We start from the raw sequence: 22,647 nt of genomic DNA on the forward strand, positions 1-22,647 counted from the left end.
GCGATGCCCGGCATGGAATGCATACGGACTAAAAGACCAGCCGTCTCAGCAAGACGAATAACGAACCTGTGATTGAATAAAACAAATAACATTTTACCTAACTTAAACAACAAATCCTATGAGTGCAGTTGACAGTAATGGCAACGAATTAAAAGATGGCGATTCAGTAGTCGTGATTAAAAGTTTGAAAGTAAAGGGTACCTCCATGACGCTGAAACAGGGAACCGCTATCAAAAATATTCGCCTGACCGATGATGAGGAAGAAGTGGAATGTAAAGTGGAGAAAACCAAACTGGTCCTGAAGACCTGCTTTTTGAAGAAATCTTAACGAAAGCACCTCATACAAGAGCCCGCCCGGCATTTCTACCGGGCGCTCTTGTATAAAGCAGTAATCTTACAACGATACCGGTAATTCCGTTGCGGCGTCGTCCGCAATCTGGCGGGCATTTTCCGTACCTAGCCAGCGATCAATCAGATAATGGACGAGGTACAAAATGGGGATAGTCAGGAGTGAGATAATGAATTTGTACAAGTAATTATTCAGGGCTACCGAAAGAGCCTGTCCCGCCGACCAGTTACCAAAAATATAAAAGGCTACAAACACCACCACAAAGCTGTCAATGAGTTGCGATACTATCGTGGAACCCGTCGCCCGAATCCAGATGTACTTGTGACCGGTATGCTTGCGGAGGTACTGAAAAACGGTAACGTCTAGAAACTGAGCTAACAAAAAGGCCGTAATCGAACCAATGATGATGCCTAAGCCCTGACGGAAAATGACTTTGTAGGCGTAGTCGATGTTGAAATTGGTGGTACCCCTGTTAACATCAAGCCAGAACTGGGCCGGAGGTAAGGTCGTAGCCGCGTAGATGATGAAGAAGGAATAGACAATGAGTCCCGCCGTCAGAAACGACAACCAGCGAACCCCTTTCGGCCGAAATACTCATTGATCATATCGCCAATGATGAACACCAGTGGCCAGTTAAGAGCCCCCGCTGCCTGGTTGAACGACCACTTGTCGCCCCAGGGGGTCGGGATGTTAGCGGAGGGTAAGCCCAGTACGCCTTCCACGGAAAAAATTTTACCGCCAATGATCTCGGCTACCAGGGCATTCGCAATAAAAAAGCCAGACAATACAAAAAACAGAATCTGCCGTTTGGAGGCAAATAAAGGTTGATCATTCATACGGAAAGGTACGGTTTTGAGTGAAGGAGCGGCACCCAAACATATGTATTCAAAGGGGGAATAGACGAAAAAGTCAGATGCTTTGCGAAACATCTGACTTTCGGTTTTATTGCGGCAGAACCACCAGGGGTTCTTCAACGGTTTTCTTTTCAGTACCCTGCTCCAGGAACGTTTCGATCCGGTCAATCGCCACGTTGAGCTGCTCGACGGGCGGGAGGGTTACGATGCGGAAGTGGTCGTCTTTGGCGTAGTTGAAGCCGGTACCGGGAACCAGCAGTACCCGCTGTTCCACGAGCAGTTCGTACACGAACTGTTCATCGTTTGCGAAGCGGAATTTTTTCAGATCCAGTTTCGGAAACAGGTACAACGCTCCTTTGGGCTTCACGCAGGTAATACCCGGAATGGCCGTAATCCGGTCGTAGGTAAGTTGCATTTGTTTGTACAGCCGTCCGGTAGGAATCACCAGGTCGTTGATACTCTGATAACCGCCCAACGCCGTTTGAATAGCAAATTGAGCCGGAACGTTGCCGCACAGCCGCAGACTGGCCAGCAGGTTCAACCCTTCAATGTAGGATTTGGCCCGGTGCTTGGCTCCACTCAGAATCAGCCAGCCGCCGCGAAATCCGGCTGCCCGGTAGTTTTTAGAAAGCCCGCCGAACGTCAAACAAAGCGTATCCGTGGCCAGGGTACCCATGGGGTAGTGAATGGCTCCGTCGTACAGAATCTTATCGTAAATCTCGTCCGAAAACAGCATCAACTGGTGCTCTTCGGCAATCCGGGCAATGCGGGCCAGTACGTCCTTGGAATATACCGCTCCCGTTGGATTGTTGGGATTGATCAGGACAATGGCCTTGGTACGACGCGTGATTTTGCGTTCAATGTCCTGAATATCGGGATTCCAGTCCGAAGCTTCGTCGCAGATGTAGTGAACGGGCTTACCACCCGCCAAAGCTACCGAGGTCGTCCAGAGCGGATAATCGGGTGAGGGGATCAGTACTTCATCCTCATCGTCGAGCAGGGCCTGCATGGTCAGTAGAATCAGCTCACTCACGCCATTGCCAATGTACACGTCGTCGATGGTAACCCCCGGGATACCAATGCTCTGCGTGTAGTGCATGACCGCCTTGCGGGCCGCGAACAAACCCCGGGAATCGGAATAGCCCTGAGCATCCCGAATATTTACGATCATGTCGTGGATGATTTCGTCGGGAGCATCAAAGCCAAACGGAGCCGGATTGCCAATATTTAACTTGATGATTTTATAGCCCTGAGCTTCAAGTTCCAGAGCTTTTTCGTAAACGGGACCACGAATTTCGTACCGTAAACTGTCCAGTCGCGTCGATTTGTAAAAGGCCATAGGCGTCGGTCACCCCTAATTTTTTATAAGCAAAAAACTACCCCTTCGAGAAACTAAAAAATTTTAAAATATGTCATGGTATCCTCGGTTGGGGTTTGCAATTTCGCGTTATTTGGGAAAAGATGGAGTGATTTCAGCAGATTATTCTGTTTCCGAACAAAAATCAGATTCTTTTCGCGGGGGAATCACCCCTTTTTTCAACCGATTCAATTATTAATCAAACCGGAGAGCTTGGGTCTCAACGGATTACCTCTACCATTTTCATGACACTTACATCCAACAAGGTACGCGTTCTGGTCGTAGGCTGTGGCAATATGGGAGCCTCCCACGCCCTGGCTTACCAAAATCTGGACGGGTTCGAAATCTGCGGGATTGTTTCACCCGGAAAAAGCAAGGAAGTGCTTAACGAGAAATTAGGCGGCGGTTATACGCTGTTTAACGATTATGCAACGGCTTTGACCGAAACCCAGCCCGATGCCGTTTGTATTTCTACGTATCCCGATACACACGAGCCGTACGCGATCATGGCCCTGGAACAAGGAGCCCATGTGTTTATCGAAAAACCCCTGGCGGATACCGTTGAAGGTGCCAAACGCGTTGTAGCGGCGGCCGAAAAAGCGGGTAAGAAAGTGGTGGTAGGGTATATTCTGCGGCACCATCCGAGCTGGGAGAAATTCGTGGAAATCGCTCAGGACATGGGTAAGCCACTGGTAATGCGGATGAACCTCAACCAGCAGAGCCACGGTACCATGTGGACGGTACACCGGAATCTGATGAAGAGCCTAAGTCCGATTGTGGACTGCGGCGTACACTATATCGACGTCATGTGTCAGATGACGCGTTCGAAGCCCGTTCAGGTAAACGCCATCGGGGCTCGACTTACCGACGAAATCCCGGATTCAAATTACAATTACGGTCAACTGCAAATCCGTTTTGAGGACGGTTCGGTAGGCTGGTACGAAGCGGGTTGGGGACCGATGATGAGCGAGACGGCCTTCTTTGTGAAAGATGTGATCGGACCGAAAGGTTGCGTATCCATTGTGGCTAAGGAAGCCGGAGCGGCGGGTAAATCCGATAATGTTGATTCGCATACGAAAACGGAATCCTTACGAGTACACCGGGCTAAACTCAATCAGGACGACCAGTTCGTACAGGCCGATGAGTGGATTAACCTAACCGACGAACCTGATCATAATGAGCTGTGTCAGCGGGAACAGCAGTTTTTCCTGAAAGCCATTCAGGAAGATACGGACCTGACGGATCACTTACAGGATGCCGTAAATAGTCTGCAAATTGCCTTCGCCTGTGACGAGTCCGTACGGACGGGGCAGCCGGTGATGCTGTAGATTTATGGATAACAACGGATAGATAATAGAGATTTTGACTGCCAGCTCGAAAGCTGGCAGTTTTTGTTTTATACGGATTTGGCCGTTCGAAACTCCGCAGGCCGTCGGTTGACCAGTTGCAGAAAGGTATTACTAAACGTCGATAAGCTGGTGTACCCCACGTCATAAGCGATTTCAGTAATGGATTTATCCGTTTGTAGCAACTCCTCAATAGCTCGTACAATCCGGTACATCTTGACGTATTGTAAGAATGAAAGTTCCATTTCCTGCTGAAAAAGCCGCGATAGGGTACGGGCACTCAGCCCGAATTCGTGGGCAACTTCCGGTAAGTGCAGAGGCTTGGATACGTGCTGTTGCAAATGCGTGATGATGGGTAGCAAACGCTCGTTGTGCGTCGTGGGAATGGCAATCGGCAAGGGATGCTGACCGATTTCGGGCAACAGGTACTTGAGCGTACGCAGAAAATCATAAGCGTAGACGCCGGGTCGAACCATACCCTGCCAACGTTCGGAAAAGAGAATCATTTCCAGCAATAAATCCGTAACGGGGTAAATGCCCATTTTACTAAAAAACGGATGCGTCAAATCGTTTTCCGAAGGCAGGTACAGATTGGTTACGCGTAACGTTGACGAGGTATGGAGTACATAGTGCTCCAGCTCGGGCGGAATCCAGATGAAATGGCGGGCGGGAAGAAAATAGGCTTTGTCGCGGGTATATAGATAGGAGATACCACCTTCAATATACGTAAATTGTCCTTTTTGGTGAAAGTGGTACGGAAACGTCTCTTCCTGCTTTTTATGAATAATGAATATTGAATCTTGAAATTGATCAATAGTCTGCAAATACTCCCTTGTATACGAATTCATAAAAATAACGTATGGCTGAAATTGACAAATAATTGGCAATTTATATAAAATGGCTCAATTTGTATTATTCTAATTTTGTGTTTGTCAACGAGTAACGCAAAATGAAACGATGCATACGGGCTATACTGCTCGGAATCAACCTGATCGGAGTAACGCAGGCCCAAACCATTCCACCAGAAACCCATCAGACGCTTACGCTAACAGAAGCCTGGCAAAAGGCCGAACAGTTTAACAAAACGCTTCAGGAACAAAACCTTCGCATTCAGATCAGTCACGAAAAAGTGCAGGATACGAAAAGCGAACGGCTGCCCGAAATCGGAGCCAGTACGCAGTACGCCCGCATCACGAATCTCCCGATTTACGAACGGGGTATCCTGAATACGCCAACGCAGTATCCGGTTTTGCACAACATGTTTCAGTTGAAGACCGAAGCCTACTTCAACCTGTACGAAGGAAAGAAACTGCAAACGAAAATCAAAAGCGAGGAGACCGAGCACGAACGGGTTGAGATTCAGAAAGAAGAAAACGTATCGCAGGTAAAGCTACGCGTTGCGGCGGTGTACCTGGATTTGCAACGAAGTTTGATATTCAAAGATTTAACGCTGAAAAATATAGAAGAAGCCGAAAAACGGCTGACGGAAATCCGTGAACTGCACAAAAACGGGGTCGTCATCCGGAGTGACCTCTTACGGGCCGAGCTTCAGTTATCCCGCCAGAAGATGGCCTTACGGGAAATCGAAAATTCCATCGCCATCACCAGTCAGAAATTGAATCTGATGATCGGGCTGTCCGAGACCATAACAATCCAGCCCGTAGCTCTGGTAGAGGGAGATTCGCTCAATCGGAGCTATGATTCGTACCTGGATGATGCCTTCGACCATGCCCACCTGCTGCGGATTTCGGAGAAAGAACAGGAATTAACCGGTTTACGCTTGAAAGAAATACAAGCCGAGAATAAACCTAAAGTGGGGCTTTTCGCCGAGTATCAGTACGGCTACCCGCAGATTACTTTTTTTCCCTACACCGGAGCTTTATACGGTTTTGGCATGGGTGGCCTGAAGGCTTCGTACGCACTTTCGTCGCTCTACCACAACAAGCATAAAATTCAGGCCGCGGCTATTGACGTGCAACGTCAGGAGGTGATTACCTCCGATCGCCAGGATCAGGTCAAACAGGCCGTGAAGGAAGCGTACGTGCGATACGGCGAATCCCTCCAACGGATTCAGGTGGCCGAGCTAAGTATCAAGCAGGCTGCCGAAAACTACCGGATTGTGAAGAATACCTATTTCAATCAACTGGCCTTACTCACGGATCTGATCGATGCCGATACCCAACTGCTGCAAAGTCAGTACGATCTGGCGGCGGCCCGATTGATGGCTCGACTTCAATACTATCAACTCTTACATACGACTGGAAATTTATAAGCCATGAACCCCTCATCCAAACAAACGCGAACCGATCGACTCATCACCCGGGTAACGGCCTGGGTGGCTTTAGTGATTCTGCTGGGATTAGCCGTCTGGGGCGGACAATCGCTCTGGGATCTGTACCATTTTGAAGCAACCAACGATGCCCAGATCGACGAATACATCAACCCCGTGACGAGCCGCGTGACGGGTTACGTACGGGAAGTCTACTACAAAGACGATCAGGAAGTGAAAAAAGGCGATACGCTGGTAGTCATCGATGACGACGAATACCAGATTCAGAAAGCCGAGGCCGAAGCGGCCCTGATGACGGCAAAGGCTCAGATTGGCGTGCTGCACAGTAATACGATTACGTCCGATAAAAACGCGGTGGTCAATCAATTACAGATCGGAGCGGCCAAGGCCAAGCTCGTCAAACAACAGCAGGATTATGACCGGTACGAGAAATTGCTCGCCACGGAATCCGTCACCCGGCAGCAATTTGAGAACGTGAAGATGGCCCTTGACGTAGCGAAATCGGAGTACGAGGCTTTACAGAAATCATACGAAACATCCTTGTCCAAAACCGATGACATTACGGCTCAGAAGGCCGTCGCTCTGGCGGAAATTAAACGCCGTCAGGCCGTGCTGGATGAGATCAAACTGAAGATTTCCTACGCCGTCATTCGGGCTCCGTACGACGGAAAAATGGGCAAGAAAAGCATTCAAAAGGGCCAGTTAATTCAGGCGGGGCAAACGCTTGCTTTCATGGTGGATTCCGAAGAAGGAAAGTGGGTCGTTGCAAACTACAAGGAAACCCAGTTACAGCACATGCACATCGGTCAGCCCGTGAACATCGAAACGGATGCCTTTCCCGGACAAGTTTTTCACGGTGAAATTGTCTCGCTGTCGGCCGCCACGGGTTCCCGCTTTTCGTTACTGCCGCCCGATAATGCCACGGGAAACTTCGTGAAAATCATTCAACGCGTGCCAATCCGGATCAAACTCACCGACGACGCGAATACAACCAAAGGATTACGGGCGGGTATGAACGCCGTTGTAACCCTTAAGAAAGGAGCCTAACGATGGAAACCCTGCCCATATTCAAACGCTGGGTACCCGAGTGGTTCATTCGGGCTACGCTGTTCATCGTACTGATGCCGGGGCTATTTCTGCTGGGTCTATATGCCGGAAACGTCAATGAAACCGTCGGCTATTACGGCATTGAGCCTGCCGACGTGCAGTTTTCCATTCTGGTGTATTACGTGGCACTAGCGAGTTTCTTTTCGCTCGAACAACGGCTGGTCAGCTATTTTGCGGCGAAACATTACTTTCTGCTTGGCCTTCTGCTAACGATCCTGATTAACCTGGCCTTATACCACGTGCGTCAGCCACACATTCTGTTTGTCCTTCGGTTTTTCCAGGGAATCTGTATCAGTGGGATTATCGCTACTTCCATGAACCTGATTTTCTCGCGGATGCGTACGGAACGGGTTCGTATCATGGGCTACACCGTGTTTTACGGACTGCTGCTGGTCTCGGCTCCCTTGTCGTCGCTGGTGGTTTCCTGGGCCTTGCAGTACCTGGAATTCAATGCCTTGTATATGCTCATGATTTATATGCAGCTGCCCGGAGCCATCCTGCTGTTGCTGATCATGAATCACGTACGGTTGAAACGCCACATACCCCTGTATCAGGTGGAATGGATCAGTTTCGTACTGATGGTTCCGGCCTTGCTGATGTGGGCGTACATGATGGTATACGGACAACAGGAAAATGGCTTGGATTCACCCAGGATCTGGTTCTGTTTGCTCGGGAGTCTGGCTTTGGCGACCTTGTTTATCTTACGGCAGCGGTCCTTGAAACGTCCGTATATCAATCTGAGCGTCTTTAAAAGTTCGTCGTTCGTGCTGGGACTGCTGATCCTGCTGGTGTTTTACGTATGCCGGGGGGCCTTGGGGTTAAGCTCAACGTACTTTGCCACGGTATTAAAAATGGACCCGATTCACGTTTCTGAACTGATGCTGGTCAATATGGCAGGCATTGCCGTGGGGTCACTGGTCGTATCCCGATTCGTCATTCTTAAAAAAAGCCTGCGACTGATTTTACTGACGGGCTTTGCCTTTCTGGGGATATTTCACGTCTGGATGTACAGTTTGTTTTCCAACCAGGCCGAACCGGTCTATTACGTCATTCCGCTGTTTTTTCAGGGACTAGGGGCTGCCACCCTGATGGTCCCAATCATTAACTTCTACGTATCGGCCGTACCGGCGTCGATCAGTAGTTCAGCTTCGGCGGTGGGGATTCTCGTGCGATTTACGGGTTTTAGTTTAAGTATGGGGATTTTGAATTTCACCCGCCTGTTTTCAAAAAGTCTGCACTACCATCATTTACAGGATGAGGTAACTGCCACCAACCCGTACACGCTGCAACGCTTAGCCCAGTACAGGGAAATGCTGATGCACCAAGGTATGGCGGGGGATCAGGCCAGTCTGGCGGCGAACAAGTGGTTGAGTCAAACGGTAGATCTGCAAACCCAGCTTCGCTACTCGATGGATTATTACCTGATCGTGGCCGCTGTCATTGGCGTAACCATGCTGGCGATTGCCTTGGTACCTTACCTGCGGACGAAGCTTCTCTTTACGCGACAACCGCCGATACCGTTTTGATATACAAAAAGCCCTTTCAGTTTTACTGGAAGGGTTTTTCGTTGAATGAATAACGGTTCTATTGTTTAGCTTCTAGCTTTTCTAGTCGTTTTTGCATCAATGCAAGCAACGTTTTTAACGCTGCATTTTCCTTTTGCAAGGCATCGGTTTGCTTTTGCTGTTCAATCGCGTGTAACGTAAGTTCTTCAATTTTTCGTAGTAAGGTAGCGTCTATTTGGGCGGCATCAATGCCATTGGCGACTACTTCTTCCGCTGAGGGTACATGGGGTAAATGGCCATTTTTACGAATGAAGCGTTCCGTCTCTACCAAAGACATCGGCTGGTAGGAAGGAAGAAATACGTAATCGGCCCATTCATTAGTAGAGGCAATTGGGTACCGCAGACTGGAAGAAATTTCTACTGGGAAACGATGACCGTTATCACCACCCAAGGTTAATTTCTCTTCATTGATATTTAGAAAAGGATCGTTTTGAAAACGAAAGGTACTGGCGGATAAAAGGTTTAAATGACCTCGAACAGTAAGCCGATGATTAGGAAAAGCAGTACCAATGCCGACTAATACATTGCTGGTGTCGCCCAGAACCATACCATAACTTACACCAACCATAGCGTTAGCTCCGAGGGCCGTAGCACTTTCGTAACGCTTACTTCGATTGCTTACAAATCCTGCTTGGTGTCCTAGAAAGGTATTGTTGTCACCAAAACCATTGACTCCCGTTACGGCACCATAATAACTATTACCACCACCTATAACAGGATAGTTTGCATAAGTACCTGTAATGGTATTTAACAAATCAGCATTTGCTCGCAACTGGGTAGGCTTTTGTGTAGAATTAGAAGCTGGCGTATCGTTTCTGGCGAACAGTACGGGCTGGGTAAGGTCCTGACTTAATACAGGGAAAATAGTAAGGGTAGCTAAGGCTAGAAAGCTTAGGTAAAAACGTAAAGAAAGGATCATAAATGAGGGGGATAAAATTCGGTCAAAAGTAAACGTTGGTATGATAAAACAAAGCAAAGAAACCGAACATATATTCAAAAAAGCCTTCTGATTGATTTCAGAAGCTTTTTGAATATATTAATGCAAGTACTTAAACCACCGCAAACATCGACTTGGCTTTTGCCTCCAGTTTCGAAGTTCCACCGTTGAGGTAGCAGTCAGCAGCCCGGGCGGCTTCGCGACCTTCACTGATGGCCCATACCACCAGCGATTGTCCGCGACGCATATCACCTGCTACGAATACTTTGTCGATACCCGTCTGGTAATCATCCGAAAGTACGTTGCCGCGGTTGTCAAATTCCAGTCCCTGTTCAGCCAGTTGCGACAACAGGCCTTCGCGTTGGGGGTGGAGGAAGCCAGCGGCAATCAGAGCGAGATCGCAGGGAACCACGCGTTCGTTCTGTTCTACGTTCTGAGCTTTGCCATCCACTACTGTCAAGACGATATCGGCAATACGCAGGTGCGTCAGTTTGTCACCGTCACCGATAAATTCTTTCACGGAAATACTCCAGAAACGTTCGCAACCTTCATCGTGTGAGGTGCTGGTCCGTTTCATGTTCGGCCATAAGGGCCAGGGCGTACCCGGGTGACGTTCTTTCGGAGGTTCGGGCATTACTTCTACCTGCGTAACCGAAGCCGCCGAATGACGATTGGATGTACCGATACAGTCAGAACCCGTATCGCCACCACCAATAACCACCACGTGTTTACCCGTCGCGAGCAGTTCACCGTTTTTATAAGCCATACCGCGATGATCGTGTACGCGATCAATGTTGGCATTCCGCTTGTTTTGCTGACTCAGGAATTCCATCGCCGGGTGTACGCCTTTGTTCAGATACGTATCCCAACCAATCACGTCTTTTCCATCCCAGGTTTTATTGATACCCCGGGCCACGGTCGAACCACCCGAAAGCATGACCAGATCATACTGATCGAGCAGTTCCGAGCCGGAAATTGCTTCGCCCACGTTAACGCCCGTTTTAAAGGTGATGCCTTCAGCTTTCATCACTTCCACGCGGCGGTCGATGGTCCATTTTTCCAGTTTGAAATCGGGGATGCCGTAGCGTAACAAGCCACCCACCTGATCGGCCCGTTCGTAAACGGTGACCCAGTGACCCGCTTTGTTGAGCTGAGCCGCCGCGGCCAGACCCGCAGGTCCGCCACCGATGACGGCTACTTTCTTCCCCGTACGGTCTTTCTCATCGATTTGCAGGGGCTTCACGTAACCGTTCAGAAAGGCGTACTCGATGATGGATTTCTCGATGTACTCAATCGTAACGGGGGGCTTGTTGATACCCAGGACGCAGGAAGCCTCGCAGGGAGCCGGACAGATACGACCCGTAAATTCCGGGAAGTTGTTGGTCGAGCTCAGAATTTCGTAAGCCAGACCCCAGTTGTTTTCGTAGACGGCGTCGTTGAATTCCGGGATGATGTTTCCCAGCGGACAACCGTTGTGACAGAAAGGAATACCGCAATCCATGCAGCGGGCGGCATTGTGGGTCTGTACTTGTTCAAAAGACAGATCAATGTCAATTTCCTTGTAATCGAGTTTACGCTCAGCTACCGGACGTTTGCTAGGTAATTCTCGCGTAAATTCCAGAAAACCAGTTGGTTTGCCCATTGTACGTATGAATAGTGACTACCCGAAGGCAGTACAAATGATCGAATTGGAAAACTTGAAAGGGAGAGTGGAGAGGATTCCCAGGGGCGGGAATCCTCCCGAATCATTATTTTGCCAGCACGTCTGCTACAAAGTCACCGTATACGACTTCTTTGTTCGCAATCTGATCGCTCAGGGCAATGCCTTTGTTGGCCAGAGCCTGCTTAAAGTCGGTCGGCATCACCTTCACAAACTGATCGGCAATGGTATCCCAGTTATCGAGTACGATGGTTGCTACTTTCGATTTCGTGTACGACTGGTGTTTCTCAACGTACATCCGAACGATGTTGTGATCTTCGCTGCTGAGTTTTTCCAGAGCAATCATTTCCGGATTGACCTTGTCAGCAAAATCACCGTTTTTATCCCAGATGTACGCGACACCGCCACTCATACCCGCACCGAAGTTACGTCCGGTATTACCCAGAATGATTACTAAACCACCCGTCATGTACTCGCAACCGTGATCGCCAATACCTTCGACGACTACTTTGGCACCCGAGTTCCGAACGCCGAAACGTTCGCCGGCCATACCCCGGATATAGGCTTCACCGGAAGTGGCTCCGTAGAAGCACACGTTACCGACGATACTATTCTGGGAAGGGATAAAGTCTGGTTTGATGTTACGGTCGGGGTAAATGATCAGCTCCGTACCGCAAAGGCCCTTGCCTACGTAATCGTTGGCATCGCCTTCGAGTTCCAGTCGCATCCCGTGGGTACCAAACGCTCCGAAGCTTTGTCCGGCCGTACCCCGGAATTTGAAGTGAATCGTTCCGGCGGGCAAACCTTTGGCCTTGTACACCTTCGTGATTTCGTTGGAAAGCATGGTACCTACCGTCCGGTTCACGTTGATGATGGGGAATTCGCCCGTTACTTTTTCCTGATTTTCCAGAGCCGCTTTGGCCTTTTCAATCATGGCCCAGTCGAGCTGTACGTCCAGTCCGTGATCCTGCTCTTCTACTTTCACCATCGGCTCGGTATCGTACATCGGATCGCGGTACAGAATGGCTCCCAGGTTTACCGACTTAGCTTTCCAGTTCTGAACGCCTTCGCGTACTTTCAGACGCTCGACGTGACCCACCATTTCGTTGATGGTCCGGAAACCAAGCTTCCGCATGTACTCACGCACTTCGTTTGCCAGGAATTGGAACAGGTTCACCACGTGATCGGCATCGCCCGTGAACAGAGCCCGTAAGTCCGGATTCTGCGTGGCAACGCCCACCGGGCAGGTATTCAGGTGACACTTCCGCATCATGATACAACCCATCGTGACCAGAGCTGCCGTGGCTACGCCAAATTCTTCGGCTCCAAGCAGGGCTGCAATGACAATATCACGACCCGTTTTCAGCTGACCATCCGTCTGAATGGTGACGCGACCCCGTAAGCGGTTACGTACCAGCGTCTGGTGCGTTTCGGCCAGACCCAGTTCCCAGGGCAGACCCGCGTGACGAATCGACGACAGGGGAGAGGCTCCCGTACCGCCATCGTGACCAGCAATCAGGATATGATCAGCATGGGCTTTCGCTACACCCGTAGCTACCGTACCCACACCCGCTTCTGATACCAGTTTTACCGAGATACGAGCCTGACGGTTCGCATTCTTCAAATCAAAAATCAGCTGGGCTAAATCTTCAATCGAGTAAATATCGTGGTGGGGCGGGGGCGAAATCAGACCTACGCCGGGCGTCGAGTGACGCGTTTTTCCAATCCAGGCATCTACTTTATGACCGGGCAGCTGACCACCCTCGCCGGGCTTGGCTCCCTGAGCCATTTTAATCTGTAACTCCTGAGCGTTCGTCAGGTATTCCATCGTCACCCCGAAACGTCCGGAAGCTACCTGCTTGATGGCCGAGTTCATCGAATCACCATTGGGCAGTACCGTATAGAAACGCTTCGGATCTTCACCGCCTTCGCCCGTATTCGACTTACCGCCGATCCGGTTCATGGCAATGGCCAGCGTGGAGTGAGCTTCCCAGGAAATGGAACCAAAGGACATGGCACCCGTCGCAAATCGCGTCATGATGCTCTGGATGGACTCCACTTCTTCGTCTTTCAGCCACTCCGATTGGGGCAACAGTTTCAGATCCAGCAGGCCGCGTAAAGTGGCCGTTTTCTGGGTCTGGTCGTCGATGGCTTTGCTATATTTCTTGAACAGCTCGAAATCGTTCTTCTTCGTCGATTGCTGAAGGGCGTGAACCGTTTCAGGATTGAAGAGGTGGAATTCACCCCGGTGCTTCCACTGGTACACGCCACCCACTTCCAGACGCGGATTGCCCACGTGAGCCTCCGGGAAGGCCTGATGGTGACGAATCAGTACTTCAGTTTGAATACCGTCCAGGTTCAGACCGCCAATCCGCGTAACCGTTCCGGTGAAGTATTCATCCACCACTTCTTTCGTAATACCCAGAGCTTCGAAAATCTGAGCTCCCTGGTAACTCTGAAGCGTGGAAATGCCCATTTTCGAGAAGATCTTGAGCAACTCACCGTTGACCGCCTTGATGTAATTCTGGCAAAGTTTATCGAAATCGTAGGGAACCGATACGAGGTTTTTATCCCGCATGTTCGAAATCGTTTCGAAGGCCATGTACGGGTTCACCGCTGCCGCTCCGAAACCGATCAGGGTAGCAAAGTGATGCGTTTCCCAAACATCACCCGCTTCTACGATCAGACCCACTTTGGCCCGTAAACCTTTGCGGCTCAGGTGCTGGTGGACGGCTGAGGTAGCCAGCAATGAAGGGATTGGAGCGTGGTTGGAATCCACGCCACGGTCGGAAAGCGTAATGATCTGGTAATCGTCATTGACGGCGTATTCCGCGTCCTCGCAAATCCGTTTGAGGGCTTTTTTCAGAGCACCCACGCCGCCGCTAGCCCGGAAGGTCGTGTATACCGTCTTATTGGTGAAATGCCGGGTGTCAATGTTCCGGATTTTTTCCAGTTGTGTATTGTCCAGCACGGGCTGACGTAATTCCAGCACTTTGCAGTGTTCCGGTGATTCCGTCAGAATGTTTCCGTAACCACCCACGTAGCTGATCAAGGACATGATCGTACGCTCCCGAATCGGGTCAATGGGCGGGTTGGTTACCTGGGCAAACAATTGCTTGAAGTAATGGCTCAGGTGCTGGCTCTGGTCGGACAGAATCGCCAGTGGCGTATCTACCCCCATCGAACCGAGTGCTTCCTTACCAGTTTCCACCATCTGCGTCAGGATCATCCGGATGTCTTCCGACGTCATGCCGAATACCTGTTGCTTGGTGATGAGTTCCTTATCGTAAGGCGTATTCCACTCCGTTTTGGGTTCGGGCAGATCGTTCAGCGTGATTTTATACTTGTTCAGCCATTTCTGATAGGGCTGAGCCGCACAAATTTCGGATTTCAGTTCTTCGTCAGGAATGATGCGACCCTGCTCCATGTCCACTACGAACATACGACCGGGTTGCAGACGACCTTTCGAAACTACTTTCGACTGATCGATGTCGAGTACCCCTGCTTCCGAAGACAGGATCACGGTATCGTCGTCGAGTACCCAGAAACGGCTTGGACGCAGACCATTCCGGTCGAGCGTAGCACCGATGATTTTTCCGTCAGTAAACGAAATTGACGCCGGACCATCCCAGGGTTCCATCAGGGCCGCATGGTATTCGTAGAATGCTTTCCGTTGCAGATCCATTTCCGTGTTACCATCCCAGGCCTCGGGAATGAGCATCATCATCACATGGGGCAACGAGCGACCTGCCAGGTACAGTAATTCGATGGCGTTGTCGAGGCTCGCCGAATCGGACTGACCCGCCGGGCAAAGAGCCTCACGAATGATCTTCAGTTCCTCGTCGGAGAAAACATCCGATTTAAACAGGGCTGACGTGGCTTTGAACCAGCTTACGTTTCCTTTAACCGTATTGATCTCACCGTTGTGAGCAATGAAACGGAAAGGCTGAGCCAGTTTCCACTCGGGGAAGGTATTGGTAGAGAATCGGCTGTGAACGATGGCAAAAGCCGAGGTCACCGATTCATTCTGTAAATCGAGGAAATAAGGCAGGGTTTGCATCGTCGTGAGCATCCCCTTGTAAATGATGGTACGCGTCGAAAGCGACGAGAAATAGAACTTCTCGTTCACGCCCCGTACGGCTTCGTTCACGACCCGCGTTACGAGTTGACGGAATACGTACAGCTTCCGTTCGAAATCCAGTTCACCCGTCAGGTGGGCCGGACGGCGAATGAACAACTGTTCCATCTGAGGTTCAGAGTTGCCGGAATCGGCTCCCTGAATATCCGCATTGTTCACGGGAACGACGCGGTAGCCCAGAATTTCCAGGCCCAGTTCCAGGGCCTGACGATGAATGACTTCCTTGCATTCCTGACGTACGGCGGAATCTTTCGGGAAGAACGTCATTCCTACACCGTAATCCCCGGCGGCGGGCAGACTAATGCCTTCCTTGGCACATACTTTCAGGAAAAACTCGTGGGGAATTTGCAGCAGAATGCCGGCTCCGTCACCGGAGTTCGGATCGCATCCACAGGCACCGCGGTGATCCATGCGTTCCAGAATCTGGATGGCATCGCGGACGGTACGGTGCGACTTGCGGCCTTTCATATTGGCAATGAAGCCAATGCCACAGGCATCGTGCTCAAATTCAGGGCGGTAGAGGCCCAGAGGTTGCTGGTTAGGCTGGTCAGACATATTCCTAACGGTTTGCTCGGTAAAAATTCAAAATTCGGTAATGCAATCAGATGGAAAATCTCAGAACAAAACCTGTATCAAGGGAGAAAAGAACAACAGATTTTAAACTGGTCTGCTAAGATACTACAAAAAATAATTGGTTAAAAATCGTATTAGCCATAGAATATTTGGAATCCTTAAGATTTAAAGAAATAATTAAATTTAGTGTTAACTTTTTTATATTCCTAATAAAAGACAATTAATCTTGAAAATTTAATAATTAACTAACTAGGTTTCTATTTCGCTGATTCAGAAAAGAAAATTTCAGGAACCGTCTGTTGAAGGTTTCAAAAATCGTTCATCGCTTGTGGAAAATGTAAAAAAACCGGTTTTAAGGTTTTGTTAAGTTTCAAAATGAATTTTTAATAAAAAAAAGATGAAACCTGCTGGGAAATGCTAAAACGGAAAACAAAATCTAGGCAAACCGGCCTGAATGGCGAACAAATGGGGTATTCACAGAAAAACCGTACAGCTTTCGGGCCATACGGTTTGGGAAAAGGGCAGGGAGGGCAGATTACTTATTTGAGTCGTTCCTCGTCTTCAACTCCACCTGTTTTCTTTTTAGGCTGTTTTTTACCGATTGATAGTTTCAACTGATCGAAATGCCAGTCGCTCGTGTACTCCATCACGCCTAGTTCCTGGGCCTGGATGCTGCTCTCGGTGAAGACAAAATTCTTCAGGGATGATTGCTCCAGTCCGGTAGCGACGAAAGCCGTCTGGGCGTTGGTTACTTTGACGTTCTTCACGTAGATATTTTTAGCGTAGGGAATTCCCTTTTCCGCCGGAGTTACTTTCTGAAGCATTGCTTTCCAGTGAGCGGGGATCGTTTCATGGGTATAGCCCGCGGGAAGCGTGGAGTAGCTGTAGGCCGGATACCAGTTGAGGTTAAACTGGAAAGCCGTATTCAGCGAATCCATTTCCGTATTCTGAAAGTAAATGTCCTCAATGGTACCGCCGCGGGTCGTGGCTGACTTGATGCGTAAGCCGTTATCGGTGTGTTTGGCGTAAAGATCGGTCGCCAGTACGTGGCGGATGCCGCCGGAGGTTTCGCTACCCAGCGTGACTAGTCCGGCCCCGCGGCGGGCAATGCACTTGCGAATGACCACGTATTCCGTGGGCTTATTCACCCGCAGACCATCCCAGTCGCGACCGGCCTTCAGGCAGAAATTATCGTCATTACAATCAATGTCACAGTTTTCGATCAGTACCCAGGTCGAGGAATCCACGTCCACGCCGTCGGTACTTGGACCGCTGCCGTCTTCATTATTCCGAATTACGACGCCATCCACGGTCAGGTGATCCGAATACAGGAGTTGTACCGTCCAGAAACCCGCGTTTTTGAACGTAAGCCCTTTCAGCGTAATGTCGCTGGAATTTTGCACCAGAAAGGTACGGACGCGTTTCACATCGTAATCCACGATCCAGCGTAGGCCTTTGGTATCGTATTCCTTGCGGGTTTTCCAGTATAGATCCCAGTTAAATTTTCCCCGGGCATTCACTACGCCTTCACCCGTAACGGCTGCATTTTTGGCGTCCATCACATTGAACAAGGCGGCGGGCCACTTCATTTCAATCCCGGCCACGCGGGTATCGATGTCGGGGTAATCTTCCAGCTTCTCACTGCCCAGAATCAGGACGTCTTTATTGATCTTTAAATGTACGTTCGATTTTACAAACAAAGCCCCCGTTACGTAGCTGCCCGGCTTGAACGTGACGATACCGCCGCCTTTTTGAGCACAGGCATCAATGGCTTTTTGAATGGCTTTGGTGGCGAGCGTTTTGCCGTCGGCTTTGGCTCCGTAGGCATTTACGCTAAATTCCTGGGAAGCCTCGGGGAAACGGCGGGCACCCGTCTTGGTAACCCAGTCCAGGTTTTGAGCCTTCGTATGCAGGCTCAACAGCAGAAAAAAGAGAAGCAAGTGTTTCGTCATAGTGTATTAGGTCGTGTGTTAGTAAAGAACCACGGCTTGTAAACCAATGACGAAAGAACCACATTTCTTTCAGAAACGAGGTTCCGGGCAGGAAGCTACAGGATAGTGTGAGCCCTAGAAAGGCTGATGCTCGATGCTCTGGGGATTGATCCCGACGGCATACGTATGTCCTTCTTCGGCCAGAAACGTGTTCGCAAACACTGCACGGGCTTCGGGCAAGAGGTGGTCTACTTCCCGGTACCGCGACGAGAAATGTCCCAACAGCAACTGACCCACCTGAGCATCGCGGGCAACCTGAGCCGCCTGTCGGGCCGTGGAATGGTTGGTCCGTACAGCTCGCTCAAGCAAATTGTCCGCAAATGTGGCTTCGTGGTACAGCAAATCCACTTCCTGTACGTACTGATACAGTTCGGGCAGATAAATAGTGTCCGAACAAAACGCGTAGCTGCGGGGCGTGGGCGGCGGAGTAGTCAGATCCTCGAAACGGTATTTTACCTGGCCGTTTTCATCCAGTACGTCTTTTCCGTGTTTCAGCTGAATCAACTCGTTCGGATGAGCCTCGGGGGGCACCAGCCCACGAATCAGATTCCGATCCCGGGGTTTTTCCCGGAAGATAAAACCGGTACAGGGGATGCGGTGCTGCAACGGAACAGTATCGACGGTCAGGTGCGGGTGATCCAGAATGCGTTCAACCTGGGTTGGATTGGTGGTGCGAAATTCCAGCGGATAGGTCAGTAACGTATTGGAGTATTTGAAATGCGTGGTAATGATTTCATCCAGACCGTGCGGACCGTAAATCACGAGCGGTTCCAGCCGCTGGGCCAGACTCATACTCGTCAGAAGTCCAAACAGTCCAAAGTAATGGTCACCGTGTAAGTGGGAAATAAAAATGTGGTGCAGCTTACTCAGCCGCAGTTTATACCGCAGAATCTGTAGCTGTGTACCTTCGCCGCAATCCAGCAAAAAATGCTCATTGTCATACGTAATCCACTGAGCCGTAGGATTTCTTTGCAGGGTTGGCGTAGCGGAACCCGTACCTAAAATGGTGACTTGAAATTGCAAAGCTTTGTAAGGTTTGTGTTTACGTGGGAACGGAAAAGAATTATTCCTCATCCAAAAAAAGCCAGCCCTTAGGCCAGCTTTTCGTTTAATATTCTTCGTCTTTGCTGGAAGAGCTGCCGCCTTCTTCATCGGCACTTCCGCCGTAATCGTATTCATCGTCTTCTTCTTCGCGGAATTCGCCTTCGAGTTCGTTCATGAATACGGCGTCCACGGCTTCTTCGACGGTCGGCAGAATCGTCAGATCCCGGATTTTGGCTTCATCCAAGCTTTCGATTAAGTCCTCGTCCTTGCTTACCAGTACCAGCAGACCGCCGTCCCGCAGACACAGTTCGTTGGCTTTACGCAGTACCGAAAAACCATCCTGCTCGATCGTTTGTACCTTTTCCAGATCAAACACCATGTTCGTGTAGCCTTCTTTCCAGAGGGAGGCTACGGACTTGGAAATGCCCTGGGAAACTTCCGTATCAATAGTCGCCGTATTCACGTCGATCAATACGTACTGCTGGCTTTTTTCTATTTTAAACTCCATACGTTTACAGTGGTCCTTTATGATTTTTAGTTTCGGTTGATAGTCTATGCAGTGTTGTTGGTTGATAGTTGTTGGGGTTACTGGTCAGGAGATTGCTGAAGCTCTACAAATGTTCAGCTGATTAATCTAATGGAACTAGTGGCACCATTTTCAACTAAAAATCTATTTGTAAAAACAACAAACAACTAGCTATTTCTCGCCGCCAGCAAGGCCTGCACATTGGCTTCAATACGGGCCAGAGCGTTGGGATCGGGGGTTGGAGCAAACGTACGGCCCGTCACTTTTTCAAACAGCTCGATGTATCTATGCGATATTTCCTGCGTCCATTCTTCCGACATGGCGGGAACAGTCTGACCTTCTTTTCCCTGGAATCCATTAGCAATGAGCCACTCCCGCACAAACTCTTTGGAGAGTTGCCGCTGGGTTTCGCCCGCCGCCTGCCGTTCGGCGTATCCGTCGGCGTAAAAATAGCGGCTCGAATCGGGCGTATGAATTTCATCGATCAGGTAAATCTCCGTACCACGCTTCCCAAATTCGTACTTTGTGTCAACCAGAATAAGTCCCTGATCGGCGGCCATTTGGGTCCCCCGTTCGAACAAAGCCAGGGTATACTGCTCCAGTTGCGTATATTCTTCTTCAGAAATCAATCCCTGCCGGAGGATTTCCTCGCGGGAAATATCCTCATCGTGCCCTTCGTGAGCCTTCGTCGTGGGTGTAATGATGGGTTGAGGCAGTCGGTCATTTTCCTTCAGTCCTTCGGGCAGGGTTACGCCGCAAAGCTCCCGTAATCCGGAACGATACGTACGCCAGGCGTGACCTGCCAGATAGCCTCGAACGACCATCTCAACGGGATACGCTTCACATTTCCAGCCGAAACTAACGTTGGGGTCGGGTACTTCCAGTAACCAGTTGGGAACCAGGTCTGACGTCGCCTGCAGGAAGTGAGCGGCAATCTGATTAAGCACCTGTCCTTTGTAAGGGATAGGACTGGGCAATATCACGTCAAATGCTGAAATACGGTCGGAGGCAATGGCCAGCATCGTATCGTCAAAAAAGTATACGTCACGAACCTTGCCGTGATACAGGCCGGTCTGACCGGGAAATTGAAATTCGGTACGGGAGATAGGCATGAACCTTTGTATAAGTTGCGGGTGGCAAAATTAACGAGCTTCCGTACAAATGCCAACTTCTGGCTTCAATGAGTACGCACAAGCGGAAAGACCGTTCGAAGTTGAAAGATGAAGGGTTACCATTTTTCCTTCGTCTCTACCGTATTCTCGGCCCGGTGCGGGTGTTGCTGGAGGTACTGAATCTCCTGGTTGCGGGAAGATTCCAGCAGGCGTAAGGCCTGTTCTTCCGAAAGATTGACCTGATTCAGGGACTTTAGAATTTCTTCTTTCCGGGTGGAAGCCTGTACTTCGGCAGCCTGGGGTGGGGGCGTACTGGACGAGGAGTTGGGGGGCGGAGGCGTCGTGGGCATGTCAGGGCGGTCAATGTGCCGACGGCGAACAAATTCGTAATTAAAACGGGCCTGTTCGTTTTCAGAATTCCGCTCCAGGGCTCGCTGAAATTGTTCCTCCGCTCGTAGTGTATCGCCCGAAGAGCAGGCCAGAATCCCCAACTGATTGAGGGCAGCGGACGCAATCCAGGCATCAGATACGCGAATCAGCCGACTATACTGTTCCAAAGCCAAAGCCGTGTCTTTTTGAGCAAAGGCCGCGTGAGCCATGTTCAGAATGATGTACGGATCGGGTACGAGTTGCGTCCGCTCCAGGTATTCGTAGTATTGAATGGCCTGATCGTATTTTTTCTGACGATAGGCCTCTTCGGCCATGCGTTTGGCCTGATTTCGCTGGATAATTTGACTGGGCCAGCCCAGAGTTGTCAGCCAGATGGCAATTTTTAACCAGAAAATATTCATACACAAGCTCGACTCGGAGCGGATTACAAACGAAACGTACGCACCGTGATCAAAATATCCAGACTCAGTAATACCAGACCCAGAATGACGAAATAATAGTAGCGATTGGACGTAATGGCTATTTTCCGCTGGTCAATCAGCCGCCCGGCTACCTGCTGGATGCTTTGGGTCAGTTGCGGGAAATCGTTGCGTACGGTGGTGATTTCGTAATAGTCGCCGCCGGTGGTCGCAGCCATTTTCTCCAGCGACTCGGATTGCAGATACGTACGTACAAAGGTACCGTCCTCGCCTTTGATGAACCCATTACCCGAGGGAATGCGGCTACCCTCGCGGGTACCAATGCCCAGACAAAAGAGCTGAATCCCCTGTCGGCGAATGGACCGGAGCGTTTTGGTAGCGACGCCGTTAAAATCTTCACCATCGCTGATGAACACAATGACTTTCGAAGCATTAGCTCGCGTATGCTCGCCCGACTGTTTATCCAGGGCCATTTGTAGGGCCGGTTCGAAGGCGGTCCCTTGGTCGGTCAGCATGCGGGTATTGAGTGATTCAATAAAAACGGTCAGGGCGTTGCGGTCAAAAGTCAGCGGGCACTGTAGGTAAGTGCCCGAGGAAAAAACGATGAGGCCGAAGCGATCGTTGGGAAACTGCGTAATGAGTCGATTCAGTTCAAACTTGATGCGTTGCAGGCGGGAGGGCTGAATGTCCGTCGCATCCATGGAGCTAGAGACATCGACTACCAGAAAAATATCCTTGCCCACGGCCTGCACATCCCGTTCGGGATCGCCGAAGGAAGGCTCCAACAACCCAATGACCAGAGCACCCATGGCCGCCGAGCGAAGAAAAAACTTCAGGGCGACGGAGCGGGCAGAGGTATTGAGCCGGTGAGCGTACCAAAAAGTTCGACCCAAATAGATGAGGTATAGAATACCGAATAAAGCAATGAAAATCAGCTCCGTTCGTCCCCAATCACGATTAAAAATCATACTGCTATCAACGGTGAAAAC

Annotated in this window: 16 protein-coding genes and 1 pseudogene; 5 read left to right on the forward strand and 12 right to left on the reverse strand. The window is 50.1% G+C overall.

Annotated elements, in window-relative coordinates:
- Positions 1-118: 118 nt before the first annotated feature.
- On the forward strand, positions 119-328 hold the full coding sequence (locus BWI93_RS26295; RefSeq protein WP_094816915.1) for a PhnA domain-containing protein: 210 nt from the start codon (positions 119-121) through the stop codon (positions 326-328).
- A gap of 66 nt (positions 329-394) precedes the next feature.
- Here BWI93_RS26295 and BWI93_RS26300 read toward each other — a convergent pair.
- Together BWI93_RS26300 and BWI93_RS26305 are read right to left on the reverse strand one after the other, a co-directional pair.
- Positions 395-1,185 (reverse strand): annotated as a pseudogene (locus BWI93_RS26300) (queuosine precursor transporter).
- Between the two features lie 106 nt (positions 1,186-1,291).
- Positions 1,292-2,542, reverse strand: coding sequence for a pyridoxal phosphate-dependent aminotransferase (locus tag BWI93_RS26305; RefSeq protein WP_094816916.1), 1,251 nt, complete (start codon positions 2,540-2,542; stop codon positions 1,292-1,294).
- A gap of 263 nt (positions 2,543-2,805) precedes the next feature.
- Between BWI93_RS26305 and BWI93_RS26310 the strand changes: the two genes are divergently transcribed.
- Entirely contained in the window at positions 2,806-3,888 is a 1,083-nt protein-coding gene (locus tag BWI93_RS26310; RefSeq protein ID WP_094816917.1) for a Gfo/Idh/MocA family protein, read from the forward strand.
- Positions 3,889-3,956: 68 nt separating this feature from the next.
- Here BWI93_RS26310 and BWI93_RS26315 read toward each other — a convergent pair whose 3' ends face one another.
- Positions 3,957-4,754: an AraC family transcriptional regulator gene (locus BWI93_RS26315; protein WP_094816918.1), complete on the reverse strand. Its 798-nt coding sequence runs from the start codon at positions 4,752-4,754 to the stop codon at positions 3,957-3,959.
- A gap of 101 nt (positions 4,755-4,855) precedes the next feature.
- Here BWI93_RS26315 and BWI93_RS26320 point away from each other — a divergent pair, with 101 nt between their 5' ends.
- Genes BWI93_RS26320 through BWI93_RS26330 form a run of 3 tightly spaced genes read left to right on the forward strand, consistent with a single transcriptional unit; the run spans position 4,856 to position 8,829 of the window.
- Positions 4,856-6,178: a TolC family protein gene (locus tag BWI93_RS26320; protein ID WP_094816919.1), complete on the forward strand. Its 1,323-nt coding sequence runs from the start codon at positions 4,856-4,858 to the stop codon at positions 6,176-6,178.
- Between the two features lie 3 nt (positions 6,179-6,181).
- Complete coding sequence (locus tag BWI93_RS26325) at positions 6,182-7,243, forward strand: HlyD family secretion protein (RefSeq protein WP_094816920.1); 1,062 nt, start codon at positions 6,182-6,184, stop codon at positions 7,241-7,243.
- 2 nt (positions 7,244-7,245) lie between these two features.
- Entirely contained in the window at positions 7,246-8,829 is a 1,584-nt protein-coding gene (locus BWI93_RS26330) for an MFS transporter (RefSeq protein WP_094816921.1), read from the forward strand.
- Positions 8,830-8,887: 58 nt separating this feature from the next.
- Here the strand turns inward: BWI93_RS26330 and BWI93_RS26335 are convergent, their stop codons facing one another.
- From BWI93_RS26335 to BWI93_RS26375, 9 genes are all read right to left on the reverse strand, one after another.
- On the reverse strand, positions 8,888-9,787 hold the full coding sequence (locus BWI93_RS26335; RefSeq protein ID WP_094816922.1) for a hypothetical protein: 900 nt from the start codon (positions 9,785-9,787) through the stop codon (positions 8,888-8,890).
- Between the two features lie 130 nt (positions 9,788-9,917).
- Positions 9,918-11,447 (reverse strand): glutamate synthase subunit beta, encoded by a 1,530-nt coding sequence (locus tag BWI93_RS26340; RefSeq protein WP_094816923.1) that lies wholly within the window; start codon positions 11,445-11,447, stop codon positions 9,918-9,920.
- A 106-nt stretch (positions 11,448-11,553) separates the two neighbouring features.
- Positions 11,554-16,158, reverse strand: coding sequence for a glutamate synthase large subunit (gltB, locus tag BWI93_RS26345; RefSeq protein WP_094816924.1), 4,605 nt, complete (start codon positions 16,156-16,158; stop codon positions 11,554-11,556).
- Positions 16,159-16,715: 557 nt separating this feature from the next.
- Positions 16,716-18,128 (reverse strand): glycoside hydrolase family 28 protein, encoded by a 1,413-nt coding sequence (locus BWI93_RS26350; protein ID WP_094816925.1) that lies wholly within the window; start codon positions 18,126-18,128, stop codon positions 16,716-16,718.
- A 114-nt stretch (positions 18,129-18,242) separates the two neighbouring features.
- A complete protein-coding gene (locus tag BWI93_RS26355) occupies positions 18,243-19,190 on the reverse strand; it encodes a ribonuclease Z (RefSeq protein WP_094816993.1) in 948 nt (315 codons plus the stop codon).
- An 85-nt stretch (positions 19,191-19,275) separates the two neighbouring features.
- A complete protein-coding gene (locus BWI93_RS26360) occupies positions 19,276-19,719 on the reverse strand; it encodes an STAS domain-containing protein (protein WP_094816926.1) in 444 nt (147 codons plus the stop codon).
- A gap of 185 nt (positions 19,720-19,904) precedes the next feature.
- Positions 19,905-20,849 carry a phosphoribosylaminoimidazolesuccinocarboxamide synthase gene (locus BWI93_RS26365; protein WP_094816927.1) on the reverse strand — a complete coding sequence of 315 codons (945 nt, stop codon included), beginning with the start codon at positions 20,847-20,849 and terminating at the stop codon, positions 19,905-19,907.
- Between the two features lie 116 nt (positions 20,850-20,965).
- Positions 20,966-21,640, reverse strand: coding sequence for a hypothetical protein (locus tag BWI93_RS26370; protein ID WP_094816928.1), 675 nt, complete (start codon positions 21,638-21,640; stop codon positions 20,966-20,968).
- A 23-nt stretch (positions 21,641-21,663) separates the two neighbouring features.
- Positions 21,664-22,626: a VWA domain-containing protein gene (locus BWI93_RS26375; RefSeq protein ID WP_094816929.1), complete on the reverse strand. Its 963-nt coding sequence runs from the start codon at positions 22,624-22,626 to the stop codon at positions 21,664-21,666.
- Positions 22,627-22,647 lie beyond the last annotated feature (21 nt).

Origin of the sequence: Siphonobacter sp. BAB-5385 (genome assembly GCF_002261125.1) — a bacterium.
GTDB lineage: Bacteria > Bacteroidota > Bacteroidia > Cytophagales > Spirosomataceae > Siphonobacter.

Coding starts and splice junctions, on each gene's coding strand:
- BWI93_RS26295 (WP_094816915.1), top strand. CDS start 119: ATGAGTGCAGTTGACAGTAATGGCAACGAATTAAAAGATGGCGATTCA.
- BWI93_RS26305 (WP_094816916.1), bottom strand. CDS start 2,542: ATGGCCTTTTACAAATCGACGCGACTGGACAGTTTACGGTACGAAATT.
- BWI93_RS26310 (WP_094816917.1), top strand. CDS start 2,806: ATGACACTTACATCCAACAAGGTACGCGTTCTGGTCGTAGGCTGTGGC.
- BWI93_RS26315 (WP_094816918.1), bottom strand. CDS start 4,754: ATGAATTCGTATACAAGGGAGTATTTGCAGACTATTGATCAATTTCAA.
- BWI93_RS26320 (WP_094816919.1), top strand. CDS start 4,856: ATGAAACGATGCATACGGGCTATACTGCTCGGAATCAACCTGATCGGA.
- BWI93_RS26325 (WP_094816920.1), top strand. CDS start 6,182: ATGAACCCCTCATCCAAACAAACGCGAACCGATCGACTCATCACCCGG.
- BWI93_RS26330 (WP_094816921.1), top strand. CDS start 7,246: ATGGAAACCCTGCCCATATTCAAACGCTGGGTACCCGAGTGGTTCATT.
- BWI93_RS26335 (WP_094816922.1), bottom strand. CDS start 9,787: ATGATCCTTTCTTTACGTTTTTACCTAAGCTTTCTAGCCTTAGCTACC.
- BWI93_RS26340 (WP_094816923.1), bottom strand. CDS start 11,447: ATGGGCAAACCAACTGGTTTTCTGGAATTTACGCGAGAATTACCTAGC.
- gltB (WP_094816924.1), bottom strand. CDS start 16,158: ATGTCTGACCAGCCTAACCAGCAACCTCTGGGCCTCTACCGCCCTGAA.
- BWI93_RS26350 (WP_094816925.1), bottom strand. CDS start 18,128: ATGACGAAACACTTGCTTCTCTTTTTTCTGCTGTTGAGCCTGCATACG.
- BWI93_RS26360 (WP_094816926.1), bottom strand. CDS start 19,719: ATGGAGTTTAAAATAGAAAAAAGCCAGCAGTACGTATTGATCGACGTG.
- BWI93_RS26365 (WP_094816927.1), bottom strand. CDS start 20,849: ATGCCTATCTCCCGTACCGAATTTCAATTTCCCGGTCAGACCGGCCTG.
- BWI93_RS26370 (WP_094816928.1), bottom strand. CDS start 21,640: ATGAATATTTTCTGGTTAAAAATTGCCATCTGGCTGACAACTCTGGGC.
- BWI93_RS26375 (WP_094816929.1), bottom strand. CDS start 22,626: ATGATTTTTAATCGTGATTGGGGACGAACGGAGCTGATTTTCATTGCT.